General features: G+C 56.9%; 18 protein-coding genes, 1 rRNA gene and 1 pseudogene. 6 read left to right on the plus strand and 14 right to left on the minus strand.

The features are described 5' to 3' along the window. From B0G52_RS21515 to B0G52_RS36675, 3 genes are all read right to left on the minus strand, one after another. Positions 1-93, minus strand: a 16S ribosomal RNA gene (locus tag B0G52_RS21515); the annotation flags it as partial. 340 nt (positions 94-433) lie between these two features. Next, positions 434-910 (minus strand): sporulation protein, encoded by a 477-nt coding sequence (locus B0G52_RS21520; protein WP_158223812.1) that lies wholly within the window; start codon positions 908-910, stop codon positions 434-436. Positions 911-960: 50 nt separating this feature from the next. Continuing rightward, complete coding sequence (locus B0G52_RS36675; protein ID WP_094047458.1) at positions 961-1,080, minus strand: sporulation protein; 120 nt, start codon at positions 1,078-1,080, stop codon at positions 961-963. Between the two features lie 150 nt (positions 1,081-1,230). Between B0G52_RS36675 and B0G52_RS21530 the strand changes: the two are divergent. Next, positions 1,231-2,058: pseudogene (locus B0G52_RS21530) on the plus strand (amidase family protein); the annotation flags it as partial. A 94-nt stretch (positions 2,059-2,152) separates the two neighbouring features. On the opposite strand, the gene B0G52_RS21535 reads toward B0G52_RS21530, so the two are convergent. Next, positions 2,153-3,112 carry a phytanoyl-CoA dioxygenase family protein gene (locus B0G52_RS21535; RefSeq protein WP_094047460.1) on the minus strand — a complete coding sequence of 320 codons (960 nt, stop codon included), beginning with the start codon at positions 3,110-3,112 and terminating at the stop codon, positions 2,153-2,155. A gap of 131 nt (positions 3,113-3,243) precedes the next feature. On the opposite strand from B0G52_RS21535, the gene B0G52_RS21540 reads away from it, so the two are divergent. Both B0G52_RS21540 and B0G52_RS21545 read left to right on the plus strand, forming a co-directional pair. Then, the gene (locus B0G52_RS21540) at positions 3,244-4,104 is read left to right on the plus strand and encodes an AraC family transcriptional regulator (protein ID WP_094047461.1); all 861 of its coding nucleotides are present in this window, start codon (positions 3,244-3,246) and stop codon (positions 4,102-4,104) included. Positions 4,105-4,175: 71 nt separating this feature from the next. Then, positions 4,176-4,598 (plus strand): DUF4395 domain-containing protein, encoded by a 423-nt coding sequence (locus B0G52_RS21545; protein ID WP_094047462.1) that lies wholly within the window; start codon positions 4,176-4,178, stop codon positions 4,596-4,598. A 77-nt stretch (positions 4,599-4,675) separates the two neighbouring features. On the opposite strand, the gene B0G52_RS21550 is transcribed toward B0G52_RS21545, so the two are convergent. From B0G52_RS21550 to B0G52_RS21585, 7 genes are all read right to left on the minus strand, one after another. Next, positions 4,676-7,210, minus strand: coding sequence for an outer membrane protein assembly factor BamB family protein (locus B0G52_RS21550; RefSeq protein ID WP_094047463.1), 2,535 nt, complete (start codon positions 7,208-7,210; stop codon positions 4,676-4,678). Positions 7,211-7,445: 235 nt separating this feature from the next. Next, positions 7,446-9,464 (minus strand): NAD-dependent DNA ligase LigA, encoded by a 2,019-nt coding sequence (ligA, locus tag B0G52_RS21555; RefSeq protein ID WP_094047634.1) that lies wholly within the window; start codon positions 9,462-9,464, stop codon positions 7,446-7,448. Between the two features lie 46 nt (positions 9,465-9,510). Then, positions 9,511-11,952, minus strand: a complete 2,442-nt coding sequence (pcrA, locus tag B0G52_RS21560; protein ID WP_094047464.1) for a DNA helicase PcrA — start codon at positions 11,950-11,952, stop codon at positions 9,511-9,513. Next, positions 11,942-12,661 carry a heptaprenylglyceryl phosphate synthase gene (gene pcrB, locus B0G52_RS21565; protein ID WP_094047465.1) on the minus strand — a complete coding sequence of 240 codons (720 nt, stop codon included), beginning with the start codon at positions 12,659-12,661 and terminating at the stop codon, positions 11,942-11,944. Before pcrB ends, pcrA begins: the two co-directional genes overlap by 11 nt. Positions 12,662-13,076: 415 nt before the next feature. Then, the gene (locus B0G52_RS21575; RefSeq protein WP_106359407.1) at positions 13,077-13,652 is read right to left on the minus strand and encodes an AAA family ATPase; all 576 of its coding nucleotides are present in this window, start codon (positions 13,650-13,652) and stop codon (positions 13,077-13,079) included. A 108-nt stretch (positions 13,653-13,760) separates the two neighbouring features. Then, the gene (locus B0G52_RS36680; protein WP_106359408.1) at positions 13,761-13,982 is read right to left on the minus strand and encodes an AAA family ATPase; all 222 of its coding nucleotides are present in this window, start codon (positions 13,980-13,982) and stop codon (positions 13,761-13,763) included. A 266-nt stretch (positions 13,983-14,248) separates the two neighbouring features. Next, positions 14,249-15,268, minus strand: a complete 1,020-nt coding sequence (locus B0G52_RS21585) for a Gfo/Idh/MocA family protein (RefSeq protein WP_094047467.1) — start codon at positions 15,266-15,268, stop codon at positions 14,249-14,251. A 272-nt stretch (positions 15,269-15,540) separates the two neighbouring features. Here B0G52_RS21585 and B0G52_RS21590 point away from each other — a divergent pair, with 272 nt between their 5' ends. Further along, the gene (locus B0G52_RS21590) at positions 15,541-16,404 is read left to right on the plus strand and encodes a helix-turn-helix transcriptional regulator (RefSeq protein ID WP_158223814.1); all 864 of its coding nucleotides are present in this window, start codon (positions 15,541-15,543) and stop codon (positions 16,402-16,404) included. Positions 16,405-16,484: 80 nt separating this feature from the next. On the opposite strand, the gene galU is transcribed toward B0G52_RS21590, so the two are convergent. Next, positions 16,485-17,360, minus strand: a complete 876-nt coding sequence (galU, locus tag B0G52_RS21595) for a UTP--glucose-1-phosphate uridylyltransferase GalU (protein ID WP_094047469.1) — start codon at positions 17,358-17,360, stop codon at positions 16,485-16,487. A 22-nt stretch (positions 17,361-17,382) separates the two neighbouring features. Continuing rightward, positions 17,383-18,738: a UDP-glucose dehydrogenase family protein gene (locus B0G52_RS21600; RefSeq protein WP_094047470.1), complete on the minus strand. Its 1,356-nt coding sequence runs from the start codon at positions 18,736-18,738 to the stop codon at positions 17,383-17,385. Positions 18,739-19,026: 288 nt separating this feature from the next. Here B0G52_RS21600 and B0G52_RS21605 point away from each other — a divergent pair, with 288 nt between their 5' ends. Both B0G52_RS21605 and B0G52_RS21610 read left to right on the plus strand, forming a co-directional pair. Further along, positions 19,027-20,397: a S1 family peptidase gene (locus tag B0G52_RS21605; protein WP_094047471.1), complete on the plus strand. Its 1,371-nt coding sequence runs from the start codon at positions 19,027-19,029 to the stop codon at positions 20,395-20,397. Between the two features lie 36 nt (positions 20,398-20,433). Beyond that, the gene (locus B0G52_RS21610; RefSeq protein ID WP_094047472.1) at positions 20,434-20,859 is read left to right on the plus strand and encodes a hypothetical protein; all 426 of its coding nucleotides are present in this window, start codon (positions 20,434-20,436) and stop codon (positions 20,857-20,859) included. Between the two features lie 96 nt (positions 20,860-20,955). On the opposite strand, the gene B0G52_RS21615 is transcribed toward B0G52_RS21610, so the two are convergent. Further along, positions 20,956-23,481, minus strand: coding sequence for a U32 family peptidase (locus tag B0G52_RS21615; RefSeq protein ID WP_094047473.1), 2,526 nt, complete (start codon positions 23,479-23,481; stop codon positions 20,956-20,958). Between the last annotated feature and the right edge of the window lie 74 nt (positions 23,482-23,555).

The following is a 23,555-nucleotide window of genomic DNA, read 5'->3' on the forward strand; positions in this document are numbered from 1 at the left end:
TTGGGAGCAAGCTCCCTCCTAACTCCGCTCGACTTGCATGTATTAGGCACGCCGCCAGCGTTCGTCCTGAGCCAGGATCAAACTCTCCATGAAAGTTGATTAGCTCATTCACTGCTGGTATTGCTTGTTGTTTCTTACGCTCAATGTTCAGTTTTCAAAGAACAATCGGTGTTTCTCGCCTGCCCCGTTTCCGGCGCAAGGTCTTTATCTTACCGCATCCCGCACCGCGTTGCAACCCTCAATTTTTACCAGTTACGATAATTTTCGAGTTTGTTCGACCTCAGCGACTCTCTCAAGTTCGCTTCGTTTCGGCGACAGGAATTAGAATATACCATAGCCTCCAATGCGGTTGCAACCGTTAAAATATTCCAATCCCCTCCCATAAGCGTTGGCTAAACCCCAGCGTCGCAAAGCGGCCTCGGAGTCGCCAATGTTATGTGTATTTAATAAGAATAGAGTCCAACGTTTCGGCGACGCAGGCAATGTCATCACTCAGGTCGTTCGCCCCCAGCGTGACTCGCACGAAACTTTCATCTATATCCGAAGATTCCGCGAAGCGGCCCAGGATCCCGCTCGCTTTGCGGTCAATCTGCAGCAGCAGTTCGATTTCTTCCGGACAAGCGTTTAAAAACACGATTTCTAATTCCTCCAACCTACCACGATACCGCCCTCCGATCGGCACGAACTCGAGTTCCTGCACGAACGGCAGCGAACCTTTCAATTTCGGCGAATACACGGTTTCCGTCTGCCTCATCCTGAAGCCCAGGCTTTCTATCGCTTCCAAAACCAGGCGTTGGGAAGCAGACGGGAAAACTTGAATGCGATCCTCGTCCGACGGATCCAGCGCCGCCTGAATGTCCGCCTTTGTCTTGATCCATACCGAAGCGCGGGCGATCGTAAGCGGAGTCACCCCACCACCGATAAAGAGATACTGTCCAACTGTTGATCGACCGTGCCTCCTTAAATCCGGACAACCCCCCGCACGATTTCCTCCGGAGCGTAGGTCGCCCTCCCCAACACAGTGTCCACTTTGACCGAACCGATACCTACGCTCGCTAACATTCTTCCGAAAAACGACATCCCATCCCAGCTTTCCACGTTTGAATTGCTCGATAACTTATATGTACCACATTGATACGGGATTCAACCCAGCAACAAATCCCCACCGCCTCAACCTTCGTCACATTAATGTAATTTAATGGAGTCGTCCCCCTTGGCGGAAGCACCCGGGATGTCATCGGACCGCACGCCAGAACGGTTCGGGATGCGGCCGTCATGCTGGACGTCATTGCCGGCTACAGCTTCGAAGATCCGAAGACGGTCGCTTCAATCGGTAACATTCCGCGTAAAGGCTATACTTCCAAACTCAGCAAGAATGCCTTGCAAGGCAAGCGAATTGGACTGTACGGCCCGGGCTGGCGCGATCAGGATTTGACAGAGGAAACGCAGGCGCTGTACGATCGCGCGATCAAAGAATTGAAGGAACAGGGAGCCGTCGTCATTCCGGATCCTTTTGCCGGAACGGAATTCGCGGAGTACTTCAAAGCCTCGGGCTCCGTCGGCATCGAATCCGTCATCTACGACATGGAAGCCTACTTGAAACGGCTCGGCAAAAACGCCGCGATCACCTCGGTAGCGGAGTTGCTGGAAAAAACGGGCGAGAAGCCGTCCATTTTCAACCGTTACAACGACGATCTGCCCGATCCGACCTCCGTCGCCGACCTTTCGAACTTCGTCGCCGTCAGGACGAAGCTGCTCCAAATCGTCAACGATGTTATGGACAAACACGATCTGGACGGCTTCGTCTTCCCTCAAATGTTCAAGGAAACGCCGCTCCTTTCCAGCGAGGACAACATCGGCGCGACGACGGTTTCTGAAATCAACGTGGCCGGCGTTCCGCTCGTGACCGTTCCTGCCGGCTATTACAAGAGCGGTTCGCCGTTCTCTCTCGCTTTCTTCGGAAAGATGTGGAGCGAAGCCGACTTGCTGGGCATGGCCTTCGACTACGAACAGGCAACGAAATACCGGAAGGCGCCCGTCTTGATAGAGAAACGGTAAGCGCGTTTCCAAACGAATAAGTAGAGAGGCTGTTCCGAAAAAGTCGTACATCGACTCGGAGCAGCCTCTTCGCTTATATTCGCAGCATAAACCTTTAACAAATCTTCTCCTTCTGCCAACGGATCGATTCGTCGAATTCCGAGTAGCTGAATCCGACGTTCTCCCAATAACGCTGCAGTTCCTTTCGTTCCCAGCCTTCGTACAGCTCCTCCCATGCAAAGGGACCGTGCGGCAGCAGCGAACGAGGCTCGATCACCGCGCCAGGTCTGAGCGCCTGGTAGCGATAATCGCACGACAGCCGAATTTGTCCCGGCACCTGATTGGGCATCGACTTGTGAACGGTGAGACTGTTAAAGGTAAGCACGTCTCCCGCCTCGTAGTCGATCGTCTGCCACTCGTAGTCGAGACCGCACAGGATCGATTCCAGCCCTCCCGCTCCCGGCGCCTCCGTGACGCCCAGCAATCCGGCTTTATGACTCCCCTTCAGCACGGCAAGGCCGCCCAACCGCCGGGGAACGTCGCCAAGCGGAATCCAGGCCGTCCAAGTCTCGGTCTCGCCTTGAATATGAAGAAAATCCTGGTGAGAAGGCGTAACCTTGGTATCGCGATGAGGCAGCATCACCCGGGCGATGTTCCTCGGGTGAGGGAAGACCTCGCAGCCGAACAGCTCGCGGTACATGGACAGCAGCTTCTCCTGATGGGCCAACGCATGAAAACTCTCCAGCCTCTGAATCGCGAGATAAATGTCATGCGTAACTCCGACGCCGTTCCAGCGAATTTCTTCGTCCGGAATCCGGTTGACCGCTTCCACATCGGCCATGCCGTCGATCGGCGCATATCGGGAATCGGTCAAGCCCCGGCTCTCCAAAATCTTCAAGACGTCCTGGCGAAGCGCAAGCACGGTCTCCCGCGGAATAAGGCCTTTGAAGAAAAGCATGCCATCCTGTTCGGCACGTTCCCGAAGCGCTTCCGGCAGTCCGAGCAGCGGCGAAGAATCCGAAAATGCCCCAGAGATCGGACTTGAGTTATTGTCCTTGACCGGTAATTCGTTCATATGCTCATCTCTCCTCGGAACAACGATTTTGAAGCCATATTATCATGCAGAGCATATAGAAGGATTTAGCGGCAGCCGGGTCGTATTTGTCATTTATCGGTTTCACCGTCTTATACCCGGGAGGAAGCGCCATGTCCGATATCGAGTTCAGATTCAACCCCGCCGTTCATTACGCAAACCGGCTCGCTTGCCGGCCGGGGGAGACGTTCGGTCCAAGAGTGATCGACGATTATCAGTGGCTGTACGTAGAGTCGGGAAAAGGAGAGATCATGATTAACGGCCGGGTCTATTCCGCGGAATCGGGCTGCCTGTTCGGATACGGTCCCGAGGTTCCGCACCGGATTACCGCCGACGCCGACGATCCGTTCGTCCTCTTCGGCCTGCACTTCGCCCCCGATGCATCCGAATCCGCCGCCCGGCCGCATCCTCCCTCCGTCCGCAATATCGAGCTTCCTCCGCAGTCTCACCAAAGCCTCTCCGTACCGGACGACGTTCCGAACGCCCTGATCCCTCCATGCTCGCTTATCGGGTCGTGGGCGCTTCCTTTTTTCGAAGAGTTGGTTAAGGAATTCAATCGTCAGGACGAGTATGCGCCGCTCGCTCTCCGCGCTGCAATGATCCGGCTTTATGTGCGCCTGCGAAGAACAACCGTTGCTCCAATGCCGCAGAACGCCATCGTGGAACGGATTCGCGCAGCGCTCGAAGCGCGATCGGAAGAAGACTATCGCATGGAGTGGCTGGAGGAAATGACGGGCTACAGTCACGATTACGCATCGAAAACCTACAAAGGAATCGTCGGGCGATCCCCCCATGCCGATCATCAGAGAATGAGACTGCAGGCTGCGCAGCGCTATCTCGAAACGACGGAGTTGACGGTGACGGAGATTGCGGATGCGCTTCGGTTCGGCAGCATTCATTATTTCTGCAAATGGTTTCGACGCCTGTCCGGCCTGTCTCCGAGCGCGTATCGTTCCCGAAAACGAATGATCTGACCTATTGCCATTGCGCCCTTAATCGATTACGATTAATTACAAGTAAGTTCATCGATATTGAGGTGATTAGAGTGCGCGAAGTTCCCATGCGCTATGTGAAGGCGAATCAGGCCGGAATCGTGCTGTCGGTTATTTTGTTTTTCCTGTTTCATCAATTTTGGATTTTGGCGGCTCTGTGGGCGATTCAATTGGGCGGCTTGCTTACCGAGGGAAAGTTGAACGTATTCGTGCAAATTGCCAAGCGGGTGATTAAAAATAAGGGAGAAGAGACGCAGGCGGTCGAGCTCCAACGCTTCAATAATACGTTGGCCGTACTGTTCCTGACGCTGGCGCTCGTCTCCTTCGCTCTCGGCTGGGAGATCGTCGGATACGCCTTCGCCGCGATGCTGCTGCTGGCGGCCGGAGCCGCACTGATCGGCTTCTGCATCGGCTGCACGGTCTACTTCTGGATCAAGCAGATTCGCGCGGGCCGGTTCCGCAGGACTCAACCGTAGGTTTTAAGAAGGGCGAGGCAATAAGCTCCTGAACGTAATGAACTTACGTCGGCTTATCGCTTCGCCCTTTTTAGTCTCTATTTAACGGATACTCTTCCGAAGTAACCGTTAGAGGAACCTGCGTACAGCTTTCCATCTCTCACGGCAAGCATATCGCCGTCGATCAGTTCGTAGTAGCCGATGCGCACGTCGTGCAGACGGCTTTCCGCTCTTCCGCTTATCGGGTTCAGCGCGTATACGTCGGGGATCCCTTCTACGAGCAGACGGTTTCCGAACGCATGCAAGCTTCCCCACGCCTCGAACTCCGCCTCCCAGATCGTCCTTCCGTCCGCGATATCGACCGCCCTCGGCTTCCCGTCCAGACGGCAGTAAAGTACCCCGTCCATGATAATCCCCTTATCCGCTTTTCCGATCACGGTCCAGAGCGTCTCTCCGGTCTGCAAGTCGATCAGCGAGCTTGTCGCGTCTGCGCTGTCGTACAGCCTCTCGCCGTCTTCGGATTGCTGCTTGAGCATATACCGCTCGTCGATCGCCTCGTAATGCGTGCCGTACTCGAAGCTGATCGGCAAGGACAGCTTATCCGCTCCGGTCGTCGGATCGGCAAGAATCAGCTTCTCCTCGTCTCTCGCCCAGAAGCCGGCCGGTCCGCGACTGCTTAGACGGCCTTCCGCGGCAAGAAGACCGCCACTCGTCAAATCGACGGATCTTCCCTTCAGCTCCCACCTCATCTTGCCGGTTCGGGCATCGAACGCCGTCAGCTTCTTGTCCGCAAGGGCAGGGCCTCCGGACTGCACGATCACGACCGGCGCCCGCTGCGGATTCGGCAGCAGCGTCCCGCTCCCTTCCAGACTTGCCGACCAGACGACTTGACCGGTCCGAACGTCCCTCGCTTCCAGCCGGGTCGTGAGTTGCTCCTCGTCGCCCGTCGCAAGCGCGAGAACGGCTACATCCCCCGAGGCTTCGCTGCTAAGCTCCCATACGTCCTCCTGGATTTCGAGCGTCCGCTCCCAACGCGTCTTGCCGTCTCTCGTATTCATGGCGATCAATCGATACGACGAGGTTCCCTCTCCCCGCTCGAGCGGCCGATAGAAGATAATCGTCTGCCGAGCCTCGGACAAGGCGAACAAGTGGATGTCGTAGCCGAAATCGTATTTCCACAGCTTTCTTCCGGTGACCTTATCCACTCCGTACAGATGGGAGGCTTCGTGAAAGCCGCTGATTCCGCCGTCTTCGCCCGCGATCAGCAAGGTGCGTCCCGCTTCTCCGACCAAGTAGTTGAAGGGCAGCTCCGTCTCTATCCGCCAATCGTAGTCGACAGCCTCGGATCTCGCGAACGGGAATCGCGCGCCTTCGACGGCCTTCAGGATGACCGGCTGTTCCAGCGTATGCTGGCCCTCGTTGCCGATGTCGTACTTCCCGCTCCTGTCGCGATAACGATAATTGAGCAGCCGATCATCGTCCGACCATGTCAGAACCAATTGGGCGTCGGCGTTCTCGTACCTCCATACCGGCAGCGTCTTCAGCTTGCCAGGCGGCTCGACGTTGCCCGACGCTTCGAGATATTGAGGGCGACCGAACAGGGTCTCCGCGGCCGTGACGGACAGGCTGCCGACTCGGAGAGCGGAGCGCGCGACGGCCGCGATCGCTTCCGGCGAGATGCCGGAATCTTCAAATACCGGCTTCCACTCCGTTTGGAAGTCGTCTATCTGATCTTTATGCACCCAGAGCAGTCCGAATCCATGGCGGCTTGCGGAGTCCGGCAACGCCACGCCGTACCAGTCTCCCAAGACGCGGAGCGCATAGGCCGTCTCCGCTCCGATTACGGTCACGGCCTCCTTGCCGGCATTCGGATACCAGTACAGAGAACTGCCAGGCGCTATGCTCACCTTCGAAGGAGCGATGTCCCCCGCGCCCTCGGACTCGTTCGTCAAATACCAGATCGGCACCCAAGATCGGACTCCGTCATCGTCGATTTCGGCGAAAGTATCCGTCAGGCTTAAAATGGTCACGGGTCTTGCGGGCAAGGCGAAGTAGGAGATTCGCGGCTCGCGTGAGCTGATCATATCGTATGCGGCGGTGCCGGCCTTCACCGCGACCGTCTGCCCGATGCGTATGCCGTTCTCCGCCGCAAGCTGGTTATCGTCGGACGAGGAAGCTGTCAGAGCGCCGATGGTCGGAATATAGCTTCTCTCGTTTCCCTCCGGGTCCCGGTCGTACAGAACGGCATACAGCAGCCGCCCTTCTTCCGACCAATGAAGCAGCAAACGGGAGGACGACGCTTCGTTCTGGTACGTCCATACCCGAGTCCGTATCCAATCCGAATTCCAATAGAGCGACGAGGTTTCGGCATTGAAATCCGTTCCCAGCAGCTCCGCCGCTTCGTCCTGCGTCAGCTTCGCCGTTAAGCCGCTTCTGGCCAGCTCGGGTTGAAACCGGGGGTCGGACGGTGCGGACGCTTCGGGAACGAATACGGAAGAAGCAACCGGAGAAGGAAGCGAAGAAGACGTCGGCAGTGCTGTCTCCTCCGCCCCGTCATTCGAACAAGAGCATAGGAATACCGCCAGCATCGCCGCGGCTGCCGCGCCTTTGAATCCGAGCGACCGACCGAGCATGGAAAACTCCCCTTTTCTATTCTTTAATAGTTAGACGCTTGGCGGCATCTAAAGTTTCTAACTTTATCCAGATTCCGCAACCCCCGCACGACCATCGATAACTCGAAATGTTTGTGCCTTATGGCCTTTTGCGCCTATCAGAATATAATTATTCGCGAATATCCAACCGCATACTTAACGCAACAGCCTCTACTCCACTGTTCCAAGTGGCCGTAGAGGCTGTTGTCGTTTGGGTCTAGTCTGCGCCGCCGAGAAGACGAACCAGTTCCTCTTCGTCTTCCAGCACCGGAACGCCGAGGTCGCGAGCCTTGGTCAGCTTGCTGCCGGCGCTCTCGCCCGCGATGACGAGATCGGTCTTCTTGGATACGCTGCCGGACACCTTGGCGCCGAGCGCCTCCAGCTTCTTCGCGGCTTCGTCCCGCGTCATTAACGTGAGCGTACCGGTCAGGACGACGGTCTTGCCGAACAGAGGATGGCTCGCATCCGCGCTTGCGGCTGCCGGAGCGGCAGCTTCCGGCTTCACGCCGAGCTCGCGCATCCGGGCGATGCTCGCTTGGTTAAGCGGATCGCGGAAGTATTGGTTGATGCTCTCGGCGACGATGCCGCCGACGTCCGGCAAGCCGATCAACTCCTCCACTTCCGCCGCCATCAGACGGTCCAGATCCCCGAAATGGTCCGCCAGCATTTTCGTCGTCGCCTTGCCCGTATTCGGAATGCCGAGCGCGTTCAAGAAAGAAGCGAGTCCGCGCGACTTGGACTTCTCCAGCGCGTCGAGCAGATTGGACGCCTTCTTCTCCCCGAACCGCTGCAATCCGACGAGTTGCTCCAGAGTCAGGCCGTACAGATCCGCCGGCTCGCGAACGCTGAGCTCCTCGTAGAGCTGCTCTGCCGTCTTGCCGCTGAACGTCTCGATGTCCATGCAATCGCGCGAAGCGAAATGGGTGATCCGTCCGATGATCTGCGGCTTGCAGCCGAGCCGGTTGTTGCAGAACAGGTGGGCGCCGCGCATCTCCAGCGGAGATCCGCACCCCGGACATTCGGTCGGCGCAACGATCGGTCCGCCCTCCTCGTCGTCCGCTTTGCCCAAAATTTCCGGGATGACGTCGTTGGAGCGGCGAATGAAGACTCGCGTTCCGAGGGCGTTCAGCAGATTTTTGCGTTCGATGTCGCCGATGTTGTTGAGCGTGCAGTTCTGAACGGTCACGCCCGCCAGCTCGACAGCCTCTACACGTGCGAGCGGCGTCACCTTGCCCGTCCTCCCCAGCTCCCAGGATACGGACTCGAGCACGGTCGTTGTTTCTTCCGCCTCGAACTTGAAGGCGACGGCCCATCTCGGGAATTTATCCGTATAGCCAAGCGCCTCGCGCGTCCTCATGTCGGTCAGCTTGACGACCGCTCCGTCGATCAGGTAGTCGAGCTCGCCGCGGCGCGCGACGATCCCTTCCAGCTCCTTGACGAGATCCTCGACGTTCGAGAAATAAGCGATATACGGGTTCACCGGAAACTTGTTCTCCCTTAAGAACGCCATCATCTCGCGGTGGTTGGCGAACGGGAGCCGGTCCGAATAGCCGACATTGTAGAAGAACGCGTCCAGCTTGCGCGAAGCCGTCACCTTGGGGTCGAGGTTGCGCAGCGCCCCCGCTGCGCCGTTGCGCGCGTTCTTGAGCGGCTCGGCGGCCGTCTCGTTGTACTTCTCCAGCACGGACAGCCTCATGAACCCTTCTCCCTGCACCTCGATCGTCCCGCCGTCATATCCGATCGTGAGCGGAACGGTGCGGATCGTGCGAACTTGAGCCAGAATGCCTTCGCCCACTTCTCCATTCCCCCGGGTAGCAGCTTGCGCCAGTTCCCCTCCGCTATAGGTCAGGTTAAGGGACAGCCCGTCGAACTTCAGCTCAACGACGTACTCGGGATCGGGCAGCGGCTGCTCCGGATTTTTGGCGTTGTAGTCGGCGATCAGCTTGTTCGCCCTCGTCGCCCACGCGATCAAATCCTCTACGTTCTGCGCCTTGTCCAAGCTCCACAGCCGGGACAGATGGCGATGCGGCTCGAAGCCTTTCAGAATGTTGCCGCCGACTCTGCGCGTCGGGGAATCCGGCAGCACCGTGCCGGTCTCCGCCTCGAGAGCGGTCAACTCGTCGTAGAGGGCGTCGTACTCCTTGTCGCTGATGGTCGGATTATCCTCCGTGTAGTAACGATGGCCATGCGCGTTCAACTCGTCGACGAGCTTCCGCATCCGTTCCAGCGAATCCATTTGCGCCATGCACGTTAACCTCGCTTTTTAATTGAATAATCCTAACCTAGATCTTCGTCACTGGAGCAAACGCCGCAAGCAATCGCTTGACGCCCACCGGCGCCGGGAACGCAATCTGCAGCTCAGCGTCGTTGCCTGTTCCTTTGACCGAGACGACGGTTCCGACGCCCCACTTGGCGTGCTGCACCTTGTCGCCGGCGGCGATCGCCATGCCGTCTCCGACCGGCTTGGCCGCGGACGGCGTCGTCTGCGGTCGGACGACCGACGAAGCGCCCCCTGCCGAGGCATTCATCGGAGAGACGGTCGGACGCGCTCCGAACCCGGAAGGCGGATAACCGCCGCCTCCGCTTCCCGTTGCCGAGCCGGAACCGCGCGAATTGCCGTAGCTGCCGCCGCCGTAGGACGAACCCCCATAGGAGGAGCCCCCGTAAGACGAACTGCCGCCTGTTCGCGAGGCGTAGCCTCCGTACGAGCCGGAACGCCCGCCTCCCGCCGAAGCGACCGCATCCTTCAGCTCGTTCGGAATTTCTCCGAGGAATCGGGAAGGCGCGTTCGAGTTCGTGCGCCCGTACAACAGCCGCATCCGCGCGCAGGTCAGGTACAGCTTCTTCTCCGCCCGCGTAATGCCTACGTAGGCAAGCCTCCGCTCCTCTTCCATCTCCTCGTTGTCCATCAGGGAGCGGCTTCCCGGGAAGACGCCCTCTTCCATGCCTACGATGAAAACGACCGGAAATTCCAACCCTTTGGCGCTGTGCATCGTCATGAGCACGACAGCGTCGCCGCCGTCTTCCCCGTCGTCGTCCATCGAATCGATGTCCGCGACAAGCGCCAGCTCCGTCAGGAAGCTGAGCAGCGACTTGTCTTCGTTGCGTTTCTCGAACTCCTGGGTAACGGACAGGAATTCTTCGATGTTTTCCAGCCGGGCCTTGGACTCAAGGGTATTCTCGCGCTGCAGCTCCAGCCGGTACTCGGACATTTCCAGCAGCTTCTCGGTCAGCTCCGTTACCGATAAGTAGTCGGTCATCGCGCTGAGGTTACGGATCAAATCGCGGAAGCTGCCGAGCGCCGCCTTAGCACGATTCTGGATATCGAGGTGATACAGACCGTCGCCGAGCAACCCGTCCCCTTCGTTCAGCAACCGCAGAATCGAGATGCCTTTGCGAGTCGCTTCCGCCTGCACTTTCGCCATCGTCGTATCGCCAAGCCCCCGCTTGGGCTCGTTGACGATTCTCAGCAAGCTGTTGTCATCATCCGGATTAGAGATTAAACGCAGGTAGGACAGAATATCCTTGATCTCTTTGCGATCATAGAACTTGATGCCGCCCACGATCTGGTACGGGATTTCCGACTTGATCAGAATTTCCTCGACAACCCGCGACATCGCGTTGGTCCGGTACAGAATGGCGTGATCGTCGTAGCGCCGGCCGCTCTGACGATTTTTGCGAATCTCGCCTGCGACGAAGTACCCTTCCTCATGCTCCGAATCGCCCTGGTACACCGTAATTTTTTCCCCGCCGGCTTGGTCCGTCCACAGATTTTTCGCTTTGCGGCCGATGTTGTTCTTGATGACCGAGTTGGCGGCGTCCAAAATGTTGGAGGTCGACCGGTAGTTCTGCTCCAGCAAAATGCTGCGCGCTTCGGGGTAGTCCTTCTCAAAGTTGAGGATGTTCGTGATGTCCGCGCCCCGCCAGCGATAGATCGACTGATCGCTGTCGCCGACGACGCAGATGTTATGGTGCTTGTCGGCCATCATTTTACAGAGGGTATATTGCGCTTTGTTCGTATCCTGGTATTCGTCGACGTGAATGTATTTGAATTTGTTCTGGTAAAAATCCAGTACTTCCGGAGCGTCCTTGAACAGTTGGATCGTCAGCAGCAGCAGATCGTCGAAGTCGAGCGAGTTGTTCGCTTTCAACCGCTTCTGGTACTGCGTGTATACCTTGGCGACGATAGACTCGAAGTAGTCCCCCTGCCGCTGATCGTACTGCTCCGGGGATACCAGCTCGTTCTTCGCCGCTCCGATGGCGGCTTGAACGGCTTTCGGCTCGAACCTCTTCACGTCGAGGTTGTTGTCCTTCATGATATTGCGAATAACCGACAGCTGATCGCCGGAGTCGAGAATGCTGAAGTTGGAGCCGAAGCCGATCTTGTCGATGTCCCTGCGCAGAATGCGCACGCACATGGAGTGGAACGTGCTGACCCAGATGTCCCGGCCGGACGGGCCGACAAGCTTGGATACCCGCTCCTGCATCTCGCGCGCCGCCTTGTTCGTAAACGTGATGGCGAGAATGCTCCACGGCGCCGCCAGACGCTTGGAGATGATGTAGGCGATGCGGTGCGTCAGCACCCGCGTCTTGCCGCTTCCCGCTCCCGCCATGACGAGCAGCGGGCCGTCGGTCGTGACCGCCGCCTCCTTCTGACTCGGATTCAGCCTATTGATCGAATCGTCGATGTCGATCGAGTTCGCGTTATCTCTCTCAAAAAACATAATTCCGCTCCTTTGCCGCTTGGTTAACCGCCTGAACCGTCGTCAACGCAGCGTCCAAGTTATCGTAAATGACGTTGCCGACGACGACCGTATCCGCCCGGAGCGCCGCTTGCGCCGCCTTCTCGGGACCGTCGATCCCCCCGCCGTAGAACAGGTGGGCCTGCCTGAGCTCCGCGCGAATGCGGCCCAGCAGCTCCATATCTCCGAACGTTCCGCTGTACTCCACGTACAGCACCGGCACGTTCCATAACCGGTCCGCCACCTGGGCGTAGGCGACGGCTTCGTCGGGCCCGATGCGGGCGTCCGCCTCCGTCAGCCTGGCTACGGTCGAGTCCGGGTTGAGCACTAGGTACGCTTCGCCGACGATCGATTCCCAAGGCATCAGATGACCGTAATCCTTGATCGCCGCAGCGTGATGGCCGATCAGCCACTCGGCGCGCTTCGCGTTAAGTACGCTCGGAATAAAATAGCCGTCGAATCCCGGCACACCGCACGCCGGATCGGACAGCTCGAACGCGCACGGCACCTCGTACCTGCGTATGCGGGACATCAGTTCAACCGTATTGTCGAAAGTTACCCCGCTCGAGCCGCCGACGAGAATCGCGTCCGTGCCCGAGGCGCATACCGCCTCCAGCGCTTCGTCGCCGATCTCCCTGTCGGGATCGAGCTTGAACACATGTTTCCAACCGCTATAAAATGAGGGGCGCATGTTGCCTCCGGTAATCTACAGATTAATGTCAGTGGTCGGACAGCCCCGCGCTTGCGCCGGACAGATCCGCTAGTTAATAGTCTACAGGAATTTGACCATACTTCCAAGAGGAAACAGGAAAACAAACGTTCGCCTTTCCTTCTCATAGAAAAAGCCAGCCCGCGCGGCTGACCTGGAGAACTTGCCTTACTTAAAACCGGCTATAATAATTGCAAGATGCTCTTGTGAAACTTTTCTGCTTGCATGCAGCGACTCCTGACGTAATCCCGAGGGGGCGCTCCCAGCCCCGGAGTCTCCGAAAGATCCGGCTGAATCAGTCTAAACCTGTGCTCTCCCGGCACCAGCTTCGCGATGATGCTCGTGAGCATTTGAAAATCGGTCGGTCCTTCGGAGACGATTCCGAACGTATAATTCCTCATAAATTCGGAACACCGCCCAGCATTCCCATGACCCATAGCTTGGATAGGCTGTTGCCCGTTTCAAGCAGCTTCTCGTTCACGACGACTCGATTAATTTGCGTATGACCGTTCAAATTGCGATCTACGGTGAACAGCCTGATTCTATCGTCGCCCAGATTAAGCCCGTCCAGCACAAGAGGATTATGGGTCGTAATGAATGCGGTTTTGTTAGCCTCAATGATTCTATCGCAGAACACTTTCGTAATGCTCCTCGCCAAGCGCGGGTTCAAAGCTTGGTCGAAATTATCTATGGAAAACATGTTGGGGGACTTGGCATGCATCGCCAACGCGAGCAAGAAAAGCACGTACAGCGATCCTTCGCTTGCATCGTAAGGCGTCAGTTCGCTTCTCCCCTCCCGCATGAAGCGATCCGTAAATCGTATCGTTTTGGCCGTCATCGGAATGTTCGGGGATACAGTATCTTTCGACGGCTTTCCGACGCCGATTGCCTTCGTCCAGTCAAGCAAATCCAGCAAATCATACAGATCCATCGATCCGAAGGTTTCTTCTTCGGTATCCAGCAGATCGTCCACCGCCTCCGGCAGCCTGCCTCCGAGCAGTCCGACGGGCTCCCGTTGAAGCGGATCCGTAAGCGTCTATTTCTATCTCCGGAAAGTTCTCTAATTTATACCTCGAGTTCCTTAAACGTCCGAACACTTTCGTTTCATTGACAAACAAGGACTCTGAATGATACTCCCGGCATCGTCGACTTTATCCGAGATTGCCGCGCTAAGAACGCCGATCGCTTCCAACAAAGCGCTTTTCCCCGTCCCGTTGGCTCCGATAAATACATTCACCCTGCCAGGCTCCAATGTAATATTGGATAAAGACTTGAAGTTCTTTATCGTAATAGCCACATCCATAATGGCACCTCGTTTCGCTAATCTACTAATTATCCTGCCCGCTCAGCCGATCGCATATCCCTATCGTTAAGATTCGATTCATATGTTCGTTTCCCTCCTGCTATCCATCTTACCTTCCCCGGCTTGCGCCAGACAGACAACATTCTTAAGATCGGATTGTCAATTTTTAAGCCCGCACCGGACGGCAAAATAAAAACGACGGCCGGAGCTTCGCTCCGATACCGCCGTTTCTCTCGTCGTTCCGCATGTCGTTTTCACACATCGTTTTACAGCAAAACTTTCTTGCCTGTCCGCGCGCTCTCCACCGCTCCGAAAACCATCTTCATGCTCTTAATATTGTCGCGGCAATCCGTCTCCGCGGGACGATCTTTCTCCAGGCTGGCGAACATTTCGTCCAGGCAGCCCTCATGTCCGCTGCGGCCCTCGTAGCTTGCCGGAACGTCCAGCCGCTTGAACGCGTTCATGAAGCCGCCCGATTCCGCTTCGTCGATCGCCTCGGCGACTGGCAGGTTCACTCCGTCCCAGACGGCGCTCCCCCTGCTGCCGGTCACCCGCCAATCGGCCTCCCACGAGGTGTTCAGCCCTTCCGCGCACCACGAGCCGTTGTAGCTGAACACGATGCCGTTATCCATCTCGAAAATGCAGACGGCCGAAGCGTTCCCCTTGTACCACGAGCCCGGCGGATTGTATTCGTGGCAGTAGACGGACACCGGATCAGCTCCGGTAATGAACCGGGCCTGATCGAACGTATGGATCGCCATGTCGACGATCAGCGGACTGTCCATCGCGTCCCGGAAACCGCCGAAATGCGGCCCGAGGAAAAAGCTCGCGTGAATCGAGCCGATGTCTCCGAGCTTTCCGGATCGCACCAGATCGCGATATGCCCGTATCGTTTTCATATATCGCCGATTCTGCATCACCGCGTAACGTCTGCCGGTCTCCTTGCTAACGCGCACGATCTCTTCAGCGTCCGCCAGCGATTCCGCCATCGGCTTCTCTCCCAGCACGTGGACCCCTGCCCGCAAAGCAGTCGTCACGATCTGCTTGTGGCTGGCCGGAATCGTCACGTCGAACACCAAATTCGCATCGGTCGCCGCCAGCGCGTCGCCCAAATCGGCGAAGATCGGCACGTCCAAGCGATGGCGTTCGGCCGCGGCCTTGGCCGTATTTTCGAACAAATCCACCAATGCCACGATCTCGGCGTTCTCCCGCGCGACCGCATCCGCGATCCACGCCTGCGACATGCCGCCGCAGCCGGCTACGATAATTTTGTGCTGTTTGGCCATGTTCAGCCACTCCCCCGTTTTCATGATCCCGGCAAATCTGCAGCGGATTCGGAGGGAAATCTCCCGCCTCTGCCGCCGTGATTCCAGCCTTGACTGCTGCCCCTATCGTAGCGCAGTTCCGCAAGCAGCGCCAGAAACGAAATTAACCTCTATTCGCACAATCTTACGCCTTCTATAATGAAAGTATCGCCGATTTGGCGTTCCTTATTGCGCCGCTTCGAGAGAATCGTATGAATTGCGCAGCGACCCGGGAAGAAGGAGGGGTTCGGAAAATGACGGTCAGTCCCCGCAAAGAAAACACTTGGCTCCCCGACCGCACGTTCCCGATCAATATTTTCTTTGTCCATCACATACCGCTTCATTGGCATGATCATATCGAATGGATATTCGTCAAGGAGGGACAAGCCCGCATCCAGATCGACGCCGATTGCCAGGTTCTCGAAAAGGGGGAGCTCGCCTTCGTCAATTCGAGGCAGCTGCATGCGGCAACCGTTATCGCGCCGGGCTCGAAGCTCGTCTGCATCGTCTTCAACGAAGCGCTCGTGCGCGGGAGCGGACTCGACATTACGGAAAACAACTACTTCCAACCCTATTTGATCCAACGTCAGAAATGGCCCGGCTTTATTCGCGCGGACGAGCCGGAGATGGAGGAGATCGGCGCGGCCTTCGCCCGGCTCGTGCTTGAATTCGAACAGAAGCGCCCCGGCTACGAGCTCATCGTCAAAGCCGAGCTTCTCCGCATCTTCGGCCAATACTTCCGCTATGCCCAGCAGTCTGCCTCCTTGGGACGTCCTTCCGCGCCGCCGCAAGCTTACGACTTCTCCGGACTGCTCCAGGAATTGCGCAGCCGCTACCGGGAGACGATTACGGTGGAGCAGGCGGCGCGAATGGTCAACTTGAGCCCCAACTACTTCTGCCGCATGTTCAAGCGGGTAACCGGCAAGACGTTGATCGAGTACGTGCACCTGCTGCGCGTCCGGGAGGCCGAACGGCTGCTGCTCGAATCTGCCAGTCCGGTCGCGGAAATCGCCTTGCAGGTCGGCTTTTCCAACATCACCTATTTCGGCCGCGTGTTCAAAAAAATCCGCAACGCGACCCCTTCGCAAATCCGCACCCGGTCGGCGAACCGTTCATGAATGCGCACAGCGAACAAGCCGGCGGTTCTCGTCCGCCGGCTTGTTGCTGATAAGCGCATATTAGCACTGCGTGGCCAAGATCAACGCCCCAGCTTCTCGTCGAGATAAGCGCGGATCTCGTCCTTCAGATCCGGGCGTTCGAGCGCGAAGTCGATAATCGTCTTCAAGTAGCCGAGCTTCTCCCCCGTGTCGTATCTCGTTCCCTGGAACTTGTACGCATAGACGGATTCGTCGCGCATGAGGCGGTAGATCGCGTCGGTCAGTTGGATTTCTCCCCCCGCTCCGACGTCTTGCGTCTCCAAAATATCGAAAATCGCGGGCGTCAAAATATAACGTCCAATAATGGCCACATTCGAAGGGGCGCGTTCGGGAGCAGGCTTCTCCACGACGCCGCGAACTTTCAGAATCCGATCTCCGTCGCCTCCCGACGGATCCGGATCGACGATGCCGTACCGGGATACTTCTTCATCCGGCACCTTCTTCACGGCGAGCACCGACCCCTGCACCCGATCGTACACGTCCATCATCTGCTTCAGGCACGGCACTTCCGATTGGACGATGTCGTCCCCGAGTAATACAGCGAACGGCTCGTCTCCGATAAACTTGCGCGCGCACCAGATCGCGTGGCCGAGTCCCCTCGGCTCCTTCTGGCGGATATAATGAATGTCGATTAATTCGGACGGCTTCTGAACCTCCGACAGCAAGTCCAGCTTGCCCTTGCTCAGCAAATTCTGCTCCAGCTCGTAGGAGCTGTCGAAATGGTCCTCGATGGCGCGCTTGCCTTTGCCCGTCACGATCAGGATGTCTTCGATGCCGGCTGCGACCGCTTCTTCCACGATATACTGGATTCCGGGCTTGTCGATGATGGGCAGCATTTCCTTCGGCATCGCCTTCGTCGCCGGAAGGAAACGCGTCCCTAGCCCCGCTGCCGGAATAATCGCCTTGCGAATTTTCATCTTACAGGCACCCTCTCTACGATCACAATGCGAGCTCGCCCGCCCTGCGAGAGGACGGCCCGGGAATGGACGGCAGCCGCCCGACCCCGATGCAGACAACTCCCTGCGCATTCAGGCCCGCGGCGTCCAGCACGTTTCTTCCATCCATAATTATAGGGCGGCTCATCCAATTTTTAAAGTCTTCCGCCTGAATCTGCCTGAATTCGCTCCAACCCGTAACCACGATCGCGGCGTCGGCGCCGCGCAGAGCGTCCTCGGCCGATTCGCAGATCGCGACCGAAGCAGGCAGTATTTTGCGGGCGGCGGCTCCCGCTTCCGGATCGTAGGCGGTCAGCCCGATGCCGGGATGACGGCGGCTCAGCTCCGCGACCAGGCGCAGAGACGGCGCGTCGCGCATATCGTCCGTCCCCGGCTTGCAGGCCAGGCCGAGCAGCGCCACCTTGCGGCGGCCCGGATCGGACAGTGCGGCCTCCAGCTTGCGCACCATCCGCAGCGGCAGCATCGCGTTCGCGCGGACGGCGGCTTCCACGAGCGTCTGCGGAGCGCCCGCATCGTCGGCCATGCGGACGAGCGCGTGCGTGTCCCTCGGCATGCTGGAACCGCCGAAGCCCAGACCCGCTTCGAGAAAATACGGTCCGATCCGTGGATCGAGACCAAGCGACTGTGCCACCGAAGGATAGTCCGCCCCGACCTGCTCCGCGAAAGCGGCCATCTCGTTGGCGAACGAAATTTTGACGGCGAGGCAAGCGTTCGCCGCGAGCTTGGCGAGCTCGGCGCTTCGGCGATCGGTCGTCACGATCGGTCCGGGAAGCCTGCGGTGCAGCTGCGTCAGCCGATCCGCGGCTTCGGCGCTGACTGCTCCGATCACGATCCGCGTCGGCTCGAAGAAGTCGCGAACCGCTCTTCCTTCCCGCATGAACTCCGGGATGGACACGACCTCCGCCTCGCAGCGTCCCGTCAGCCGGCCGCGCAGCCGGGATTCCGCCCGCTCCGCCGTGCCGACCGGCACGGTGCTCGAAATTGCGATCAGCCTCTTCCGGCCGTCCCCCGGCCAGGCTTCGATACGATCGATCACTTTCCACAGCGCGGCCAGCGACATATCCCCCCGCTCGTCCGCAGGCGTTCCGACCGCGATGAACAGCAGCTCCGCCTCGTTCAGCAATCCCGACGGCTCGTTCCCGAACCCGAGACGCCCCGCGGCGACGTTCCTCAGCACGAGCGATTCCAAGCCCGGCTCGCGATAAGGGACGATCCCCTGAGACAGCTGCGCTATTTTACCCGAATCGCCGTCCACACAGCGCACCGTATGCCCGAGCTCCGCGAACCCCGCGCTTATCGTCAATCCGGCCACTCCCGCTCCCACAACCGCTATTTTCATGCTTCGAGCCTCCTCTATATCAATCGCGCCCAAGCGCAGCTATGTTCTTGAAACCGATTGTATCATCGAAGTGAAAACGAACAGTTAGAGTTGTGTTAGGGGAGTGTAAATTGTGTGAGATGAGGATCGAGATTAATCACATGAAAATATCCCTTTAATTCTAAAAATCTTCATCATTCGCCAAAACCCAACATAAATATATGCCTTTTCACTCATTTTATACGAATGTATTTAATTGTAAAATAAGGATGTTTAAGTTATTGAAATATATAAATTGGAGGTTTTATGATGAAGAAGGCATTTTTTCTAATCGTAATTATTGTGTTTATGTTTAGTAGCTTACCTTTTGCAGCGGGAGCATCAGAAAATGACAGTAATGAAGCACTAGCGGAAAGCTTAAGAGTAAGGGCATTGCTCGGATTAAACGCAGATAAAGATTATGTAAGGAAAATCAACTCATCGCCGGAACTTCAATCGACTGCCGACAAAATTGGGATAGTTCTAACTGATGACGAGTTAAAAGAACTGATCGTACGCGATACGCTAATCAAGGAAGCCGCGCTTCTCAAGGAATCCATATATCCCGAGTTAAAAGAAAAGCAAGATAATATTGCAACCAATAATCATTGGAGGCCAATCTTTGCAGGTGTTTATCTTGATCACCATGAAAACGGTGCTATTAAAATCGGGGTAGTAAACTTAGAGAAGAACAGAAACGTTGCAGAAAAATTAAAGGAAAGTTTTTCATACCCGTCCAGAGTTTTATTTTATGATACGGATATCAGCGAGACAGACCTTCTTAGCTTACAAAGTAAAGTCAACGAATTGAAAACGATATACCCTATCAAATATACGGACGGCAGCATCCAAGAGAACAAGGTCATTGTCGGGCTGCCAGAAGAATATAAAGAGATATTCGATAGCGAACTTATCACCCGTCTGGATCCCCAAAATATTGAAATCCGATTTGATTCGATTAAGACCCAATCTTTAAGCAAAACCGCTTACACGCGACCTCTTAAAGGAGGCCTTGCCATTACCGTCGGTACATCGGGATGTACGGGTGCATTCTCAGCAAGAAGACTTTTGCCCGACAATACTTATAAGTATTACTATATTACGGCAGGTCATTGCGGAACTTGGGACGACAATGCTTCTCAAGGAGGCTCAAGCATTGGGACCGTATTCGTAAAGCAAAACAGCGGAAGCGTCGATATGCTCGCCATCGAGACTGCCCGAGCCAACGTCGGCCATCAAATATACAATTCCAATACGGCACCGTTAGCAACAGTCAATATAACGGCCATTAATTCTACGGATATTATCGGCACATATGTTTGCCAGTCAGGCAAAAATTTCACCAGTTCCACATGCGGAACCTTGGATAGTCTCACCTATGCTCCGGGATCATTATTTAATATGAGAAAAACGAATCATTCCCAAGCGAAATTGGGTGACAGCGGAGCCACCGTATTTGAAAGAAGAGCAAGCGACCCTCCTGAAAAGAGAATGGTTCATGGCGTTTTATCAGGCATATTGTATACTGGAGATATTAATGCCAATTATACGACCGTTGGTATGTATTACTCTCATGTCAAGGGTGTATTCAGCATTCTAGGTCCGGAAGGACAAGTGTTGACTGAGCATGTCTCTTATTGATTTGTGAGAGAAGAAAGAGGAAGAGGGGGACTTCCAATGCGGAGAAAATTACGATTCGCCCTTTTCGTCGTAGTCTGTTTACTAGTGGGAACGGGATGTGATCAAAAAACGCATACTCCGGTCAGCAAGGAAACGTCTGCAGGTGATTTCATCCTTCGAGTGAAAGTGGAAAACGACGACAACAACAAAACTGTGGTCCTGCGAGAACTCATCTATACCGGCAACGAACCTGTTCAAATCACGCACGGAATTCCTCTCGTCTCTCTGCAGCAAGGAGATAAGACCAACCCGGAATTCGCTATTAGCGCTGTCGAAATAAACAAAACTTTAACTCAAGACGAATCCTATTCGTACGACCCGCCGGAACAATTACAAGGTACCCAGAAAAAACTTCATGCCCTAGCTGTTTTCAGGGTAAACGGCGAAGATAGAAGCATCGGTTTGGAAATCGACATACGTTAGACGATCCTCCGCCAAGACGTCCACTAAGCAAGGAAATCTATCGACCAAGCAAAGCCCCGCTCCTACATCGCGTAGGAAAGCGGGGCTTCACTCATTTTACTTCACCAACTGGCCGCGAGTGACGCCGAGCTGGTTGATCGCCTTGAGCTTGCGCCACACTTCGGAGCCGGAGATGCGGCCGTCGATGGCGGCGCGGTAGAGGGTGAGCACCTCGTGCACCTTGTCGGCGCTCTCTTCGAGAAACTCGACGCGGTAGGAGCGTACGCCGAGCTCCATGAACAGGTCCAAGTATTCCGAGCCGGACTGCTCGATCGCGTTGTACACCGTGTTGCGGCAGCCTTCGTCGACGCGGACGGGGTGGGACATGCCGATCCGGTCCTGCAGCGACGCCCGCTTCTCCTCGCAAGGACGACCGCAGTTCGTGTAGTTCGTGCCTTCGCTCATGAACGTGCAGTAGACGCAATGCTCGGTATGGAACATCGGCATGTGCTGGTGGATGACCATCTCCAGACGCGACGTGTCCGCGCGGCGCAGCATGTCGACCATCTGCTGAATGTTCAGGTCGTAGGAAGGCGTCACCCAATCGAGGCCCGCTTCGCGGAAAAGGTTCACCGTCTTGTGGTTCGCCACGTTCAACGAGAAGTCCCCGATCAGCAGCGGATGAGTCTCGTTCGGCTTCTCCATCCGCTCTTTCAAATAGTAGTACAAAGCTCCCGTATTGCGAACGAGCACCGCATCCGGCTTCAGATTCAGAATATTGCGGTGATAGCCGTTCTCTCCCGGCATATGGATGCGCGGAGTGGCGAGCGCGATCCGCTTGCCCGCTTCGCGGCACACTTGAATCGCGTCCGGGAACTGCTTGATGAACTCGAAGTCGGCATAGATGAACTCGACTTCCGTCTTCACGACCGCCTTCACCTGCTCCAGCGTCCGGCACAGCGCGGTCAGCTTCACTTCGCTCGGCTGAACGCTTACGTCCGCCGCATCGGAATCGAACGCGTCGGCGAACTCGTCGATCTGCCGCTTGATGTACTTCGGCGGCAGCTCTCGCATCGCCTCCAACTGCTCGACCGCTTCGCGCCGCATCCGGTTCAGCTCGCTCTTCGGCACGATGACGTCGCCCTTCAGCCCGACTTCGAGCTGATCGAGCCGGTACAGCGTTCCGCCGAGACGGCCGAGCTGCTCGCTCAACACCTCATGGCCGAGCGGGCGCTTCTCCGCGCGCTCCAGCGGCATCTCCGACTCCACGGCCACCGTCGTTCCCTTGCGAACGTCGGTCCAGATCGTGCGCAGCGGCACGCCTTCCTGGCCGAATACGGATACGGCGAGCGGGAACGTGCGATACGGCTTCTCGGTCTCGAAGCTGGCGCGAAGACGCCTGTCCAGCGCGGGGTCGCTCGTCTTCCAGATCCGGTCGCCTTCGTGCACCCGGTTCAAGTCGATGTCGTTGCGGCCCGGCACGATCTCGATCCGCAGCCCTTCGGCCGCTTCTCCCTCCAGCTTGGCTCCCGACACCCGCACGTCGTAGACGCGTCCGCCCTCTTCCTTCTTCGTCGGATCGCCCGCATCGAAGACGATGCCGTCGCCGCGCTTCAGCGGAGCTTCCAGCTTGCAGACGACCGCGTCGCGCAAAATTTTCTCCACCTTGCCCAAGTAGACGCCGCGGCTCTTCGGGAACGTTCCTTCCACGAGCTGTTTGTTGTTCGTCCCTTCCAGGAAGCCGTGCGTGAAGCCGCGCGAGAAGCTCTGCTGCAGCTCCCGCACTTCCTCCTTCGAAGGTCCGGTCTCGTCCCCTTCGAAATACTTGTCGATTTCCTTATTGTACTTGCTGACCACGTTCGCGACGTATTCGGGGCTCTTCAAGCGTCCTTCGATCTTGAACGACTCGACGCCCGCTTCGATCAGCTCTGGCACGATGTCGATCGCCGCCAAATCTTTGGGGGACAGCAAATACGCGATGTCTCCCATCGGCTGCTGCACGCCGTCGACCATCAGATCGTAGGGCAGACGGCAAGCTTGCGCGCATTCGCCCCGGTTCGCGGAACGGCCGCCCCATACCTCGGAGGTGAGGCATTGTCCGGAGTAGGAGACGCACAAGGCGCCGTGCACGAATACTTCCATCGGCAGCTTCGCCTGCTCGCCGATCTTCCGAATCTGCTTCAGGTTGTTCTCCCGTCCGAGCACGACCCGCTCCATCCCGAACGGCTTCGTAAATTCGACGGCCTCCGGGGAAGTAATCGTCATCTGCGTAGAACCGTGAATCGGGAAGTCCGGAGAAATTTCGCGTATCATTTTCACCAGACCCAAATCCTGAACGATCACCGCGTCCACCCCGGCGTCGATGCACGCTTCGATCAGCTTGCGCGCTTCCGGCAGCTCGTCCTCGAACACGAGAATATTAAAGGTAAGAAAACCTTTCACGCCGTACTTGTGCAGGAACGCCATAATTTCCGGCAGCTCGTTCGTCTGGAAGTTGTGGGCGCGAGCCCGGGCGTTGAACTTCTCCACGCCGAAGAACACCGCGTCGGCCCCATTGGCCACCGCAGCTCTCATGCACTCCCAGTCGCCGGCCGGAGCCAGCAATTCGATATCTTCACGCCGCAAGGCGGCTTTGTCCTTCATGCAATCCTAACCTCCAAACCGCTTCTGTCAAGCGGCATTCACTGTTCTCATTATTGCGCTTAAGGCGGGACAGG

The sequence above is a fragment of the Cohnella sp. SGD-V74 genome (assembly GCF_003001675.1).
GTDB lineage: Bacteria > Bacillota > Bacilli > Paenibacillales > Paenibacillaceae > Cohnella.

What these genes read in the sequence shown, in the direction of transcription:
- ligA (WP_094047634.1), bottom strand. Translation starts at nt 9,464, where the DNA reads ATGGATTCGCTGGAACGGATGCGGAAGCTCGTCGACGAGTTGAACGCG.
- B0G52_RS36680 (WP_106359408.1), bottom strand. Translation starts at nt 13,982, where the DNA reads ATGGATGTGGCTATTACGATAAAGAACTTCAAGTCTTTATCCAATATT.
- B0G52_RS21535 (WP_094047460.1), bottom strand. Translation starts at nt 3,112, where the DNA reads ATGAACGAATTACCGGTCAAGGACAATAACTCAAGTCCGATCTCTGGG.
- B0G52_RS21590 (WP_158223814.1), top strand. Translation starts at nt 15,541, where the DNA reads ATGACGGTCAGTCCCCGCAAAGAAAACACTTGGCTCCCCGACCGCACG.
- galU (WP_094047469.1), bottom strand. Translation starts at nt 17,360, where the DNA reads ATGAAAATTCGCAAGGCGATTATTCCGGCAGCGGGGCTAGGGACGCGT.
- pcrB (WP_094047465.1), bottom strand. Translation starts at nt 12,661, where the DNA reads ATGCGCCCCTCATTTTATAGCGGTTGGAAACATGTGTTCAAGCTCGAT.
- B0G52_RS21605 (WP_094047471.1), top strand. Translation starts at nt 19,027, where the DNA reads ATGAAGAAGGCATTTTTTCTAATCGTAATTATTGTGTTTATGTTTAGT.
- pcrA (WP_094047464.1), bottom strand. Translation starts at nt 11,952, where the DNA reads ATGTTTTTTGAGAGAGATAACGCGAACTCGATCGACATCGACGATTCG.
- B0G52_RS21540 (WP_094047461.1), top strand. Translation starts at nt 3,244, where the DNA reads ATGTCCGATATCGAGTTCAGATTCAACCCCGCCGTTCATTACGCAAAC.
- B0G52_RS36675 (WP_094047458.1), bottom strand. Translation starts at nt 1,080, where the DNA reads ATGTCGTTTTTCGGAAGAATGTTAGCGAGCGTAGGTATCGGTTCGGTC.
- B0G52_RS21615 (WP_094047473.1), bottom strand. Translation starts at nt 23,481, where the DNA reads ATGAAGGACAAAGCCGCCTTGCGGCGTGAAGATATCGAATTGCTGGCT.
- B0G52_RS21610 (WP_094047472.1), top strand. Translation starts at nt 20,434, where the DNA reads ATGCGGAGAAAATTACGATTCGCCCTTTTCGTCGTAGTCTGTTTACTA.
- B0G52_RS21600 (WP_094047470.1), bottom strand. Translation starts at nt 18,738, where the DNA reads ATGAAAATAGCGGTTGTGGGAGCGGGAGTGGCCGGATTGACGATAAGC.
- B0G52_RS21550 (WP_094047463.1), bottom strand. Translation starts at nt 7,210, where the DNA reads ATGCTCGGTCGGTCGCTCGGATTCAAAGGCGCGGCAGCCGCGGCGATG.
- B0G52_RS21585 (WP_094047467.1), bottom strand. Translation starts at nt 15,268, where the DNA reads ATGGCCAAACAGCACAAAATTATCGTAGCCGGCTGCGGCGGCATGTCG.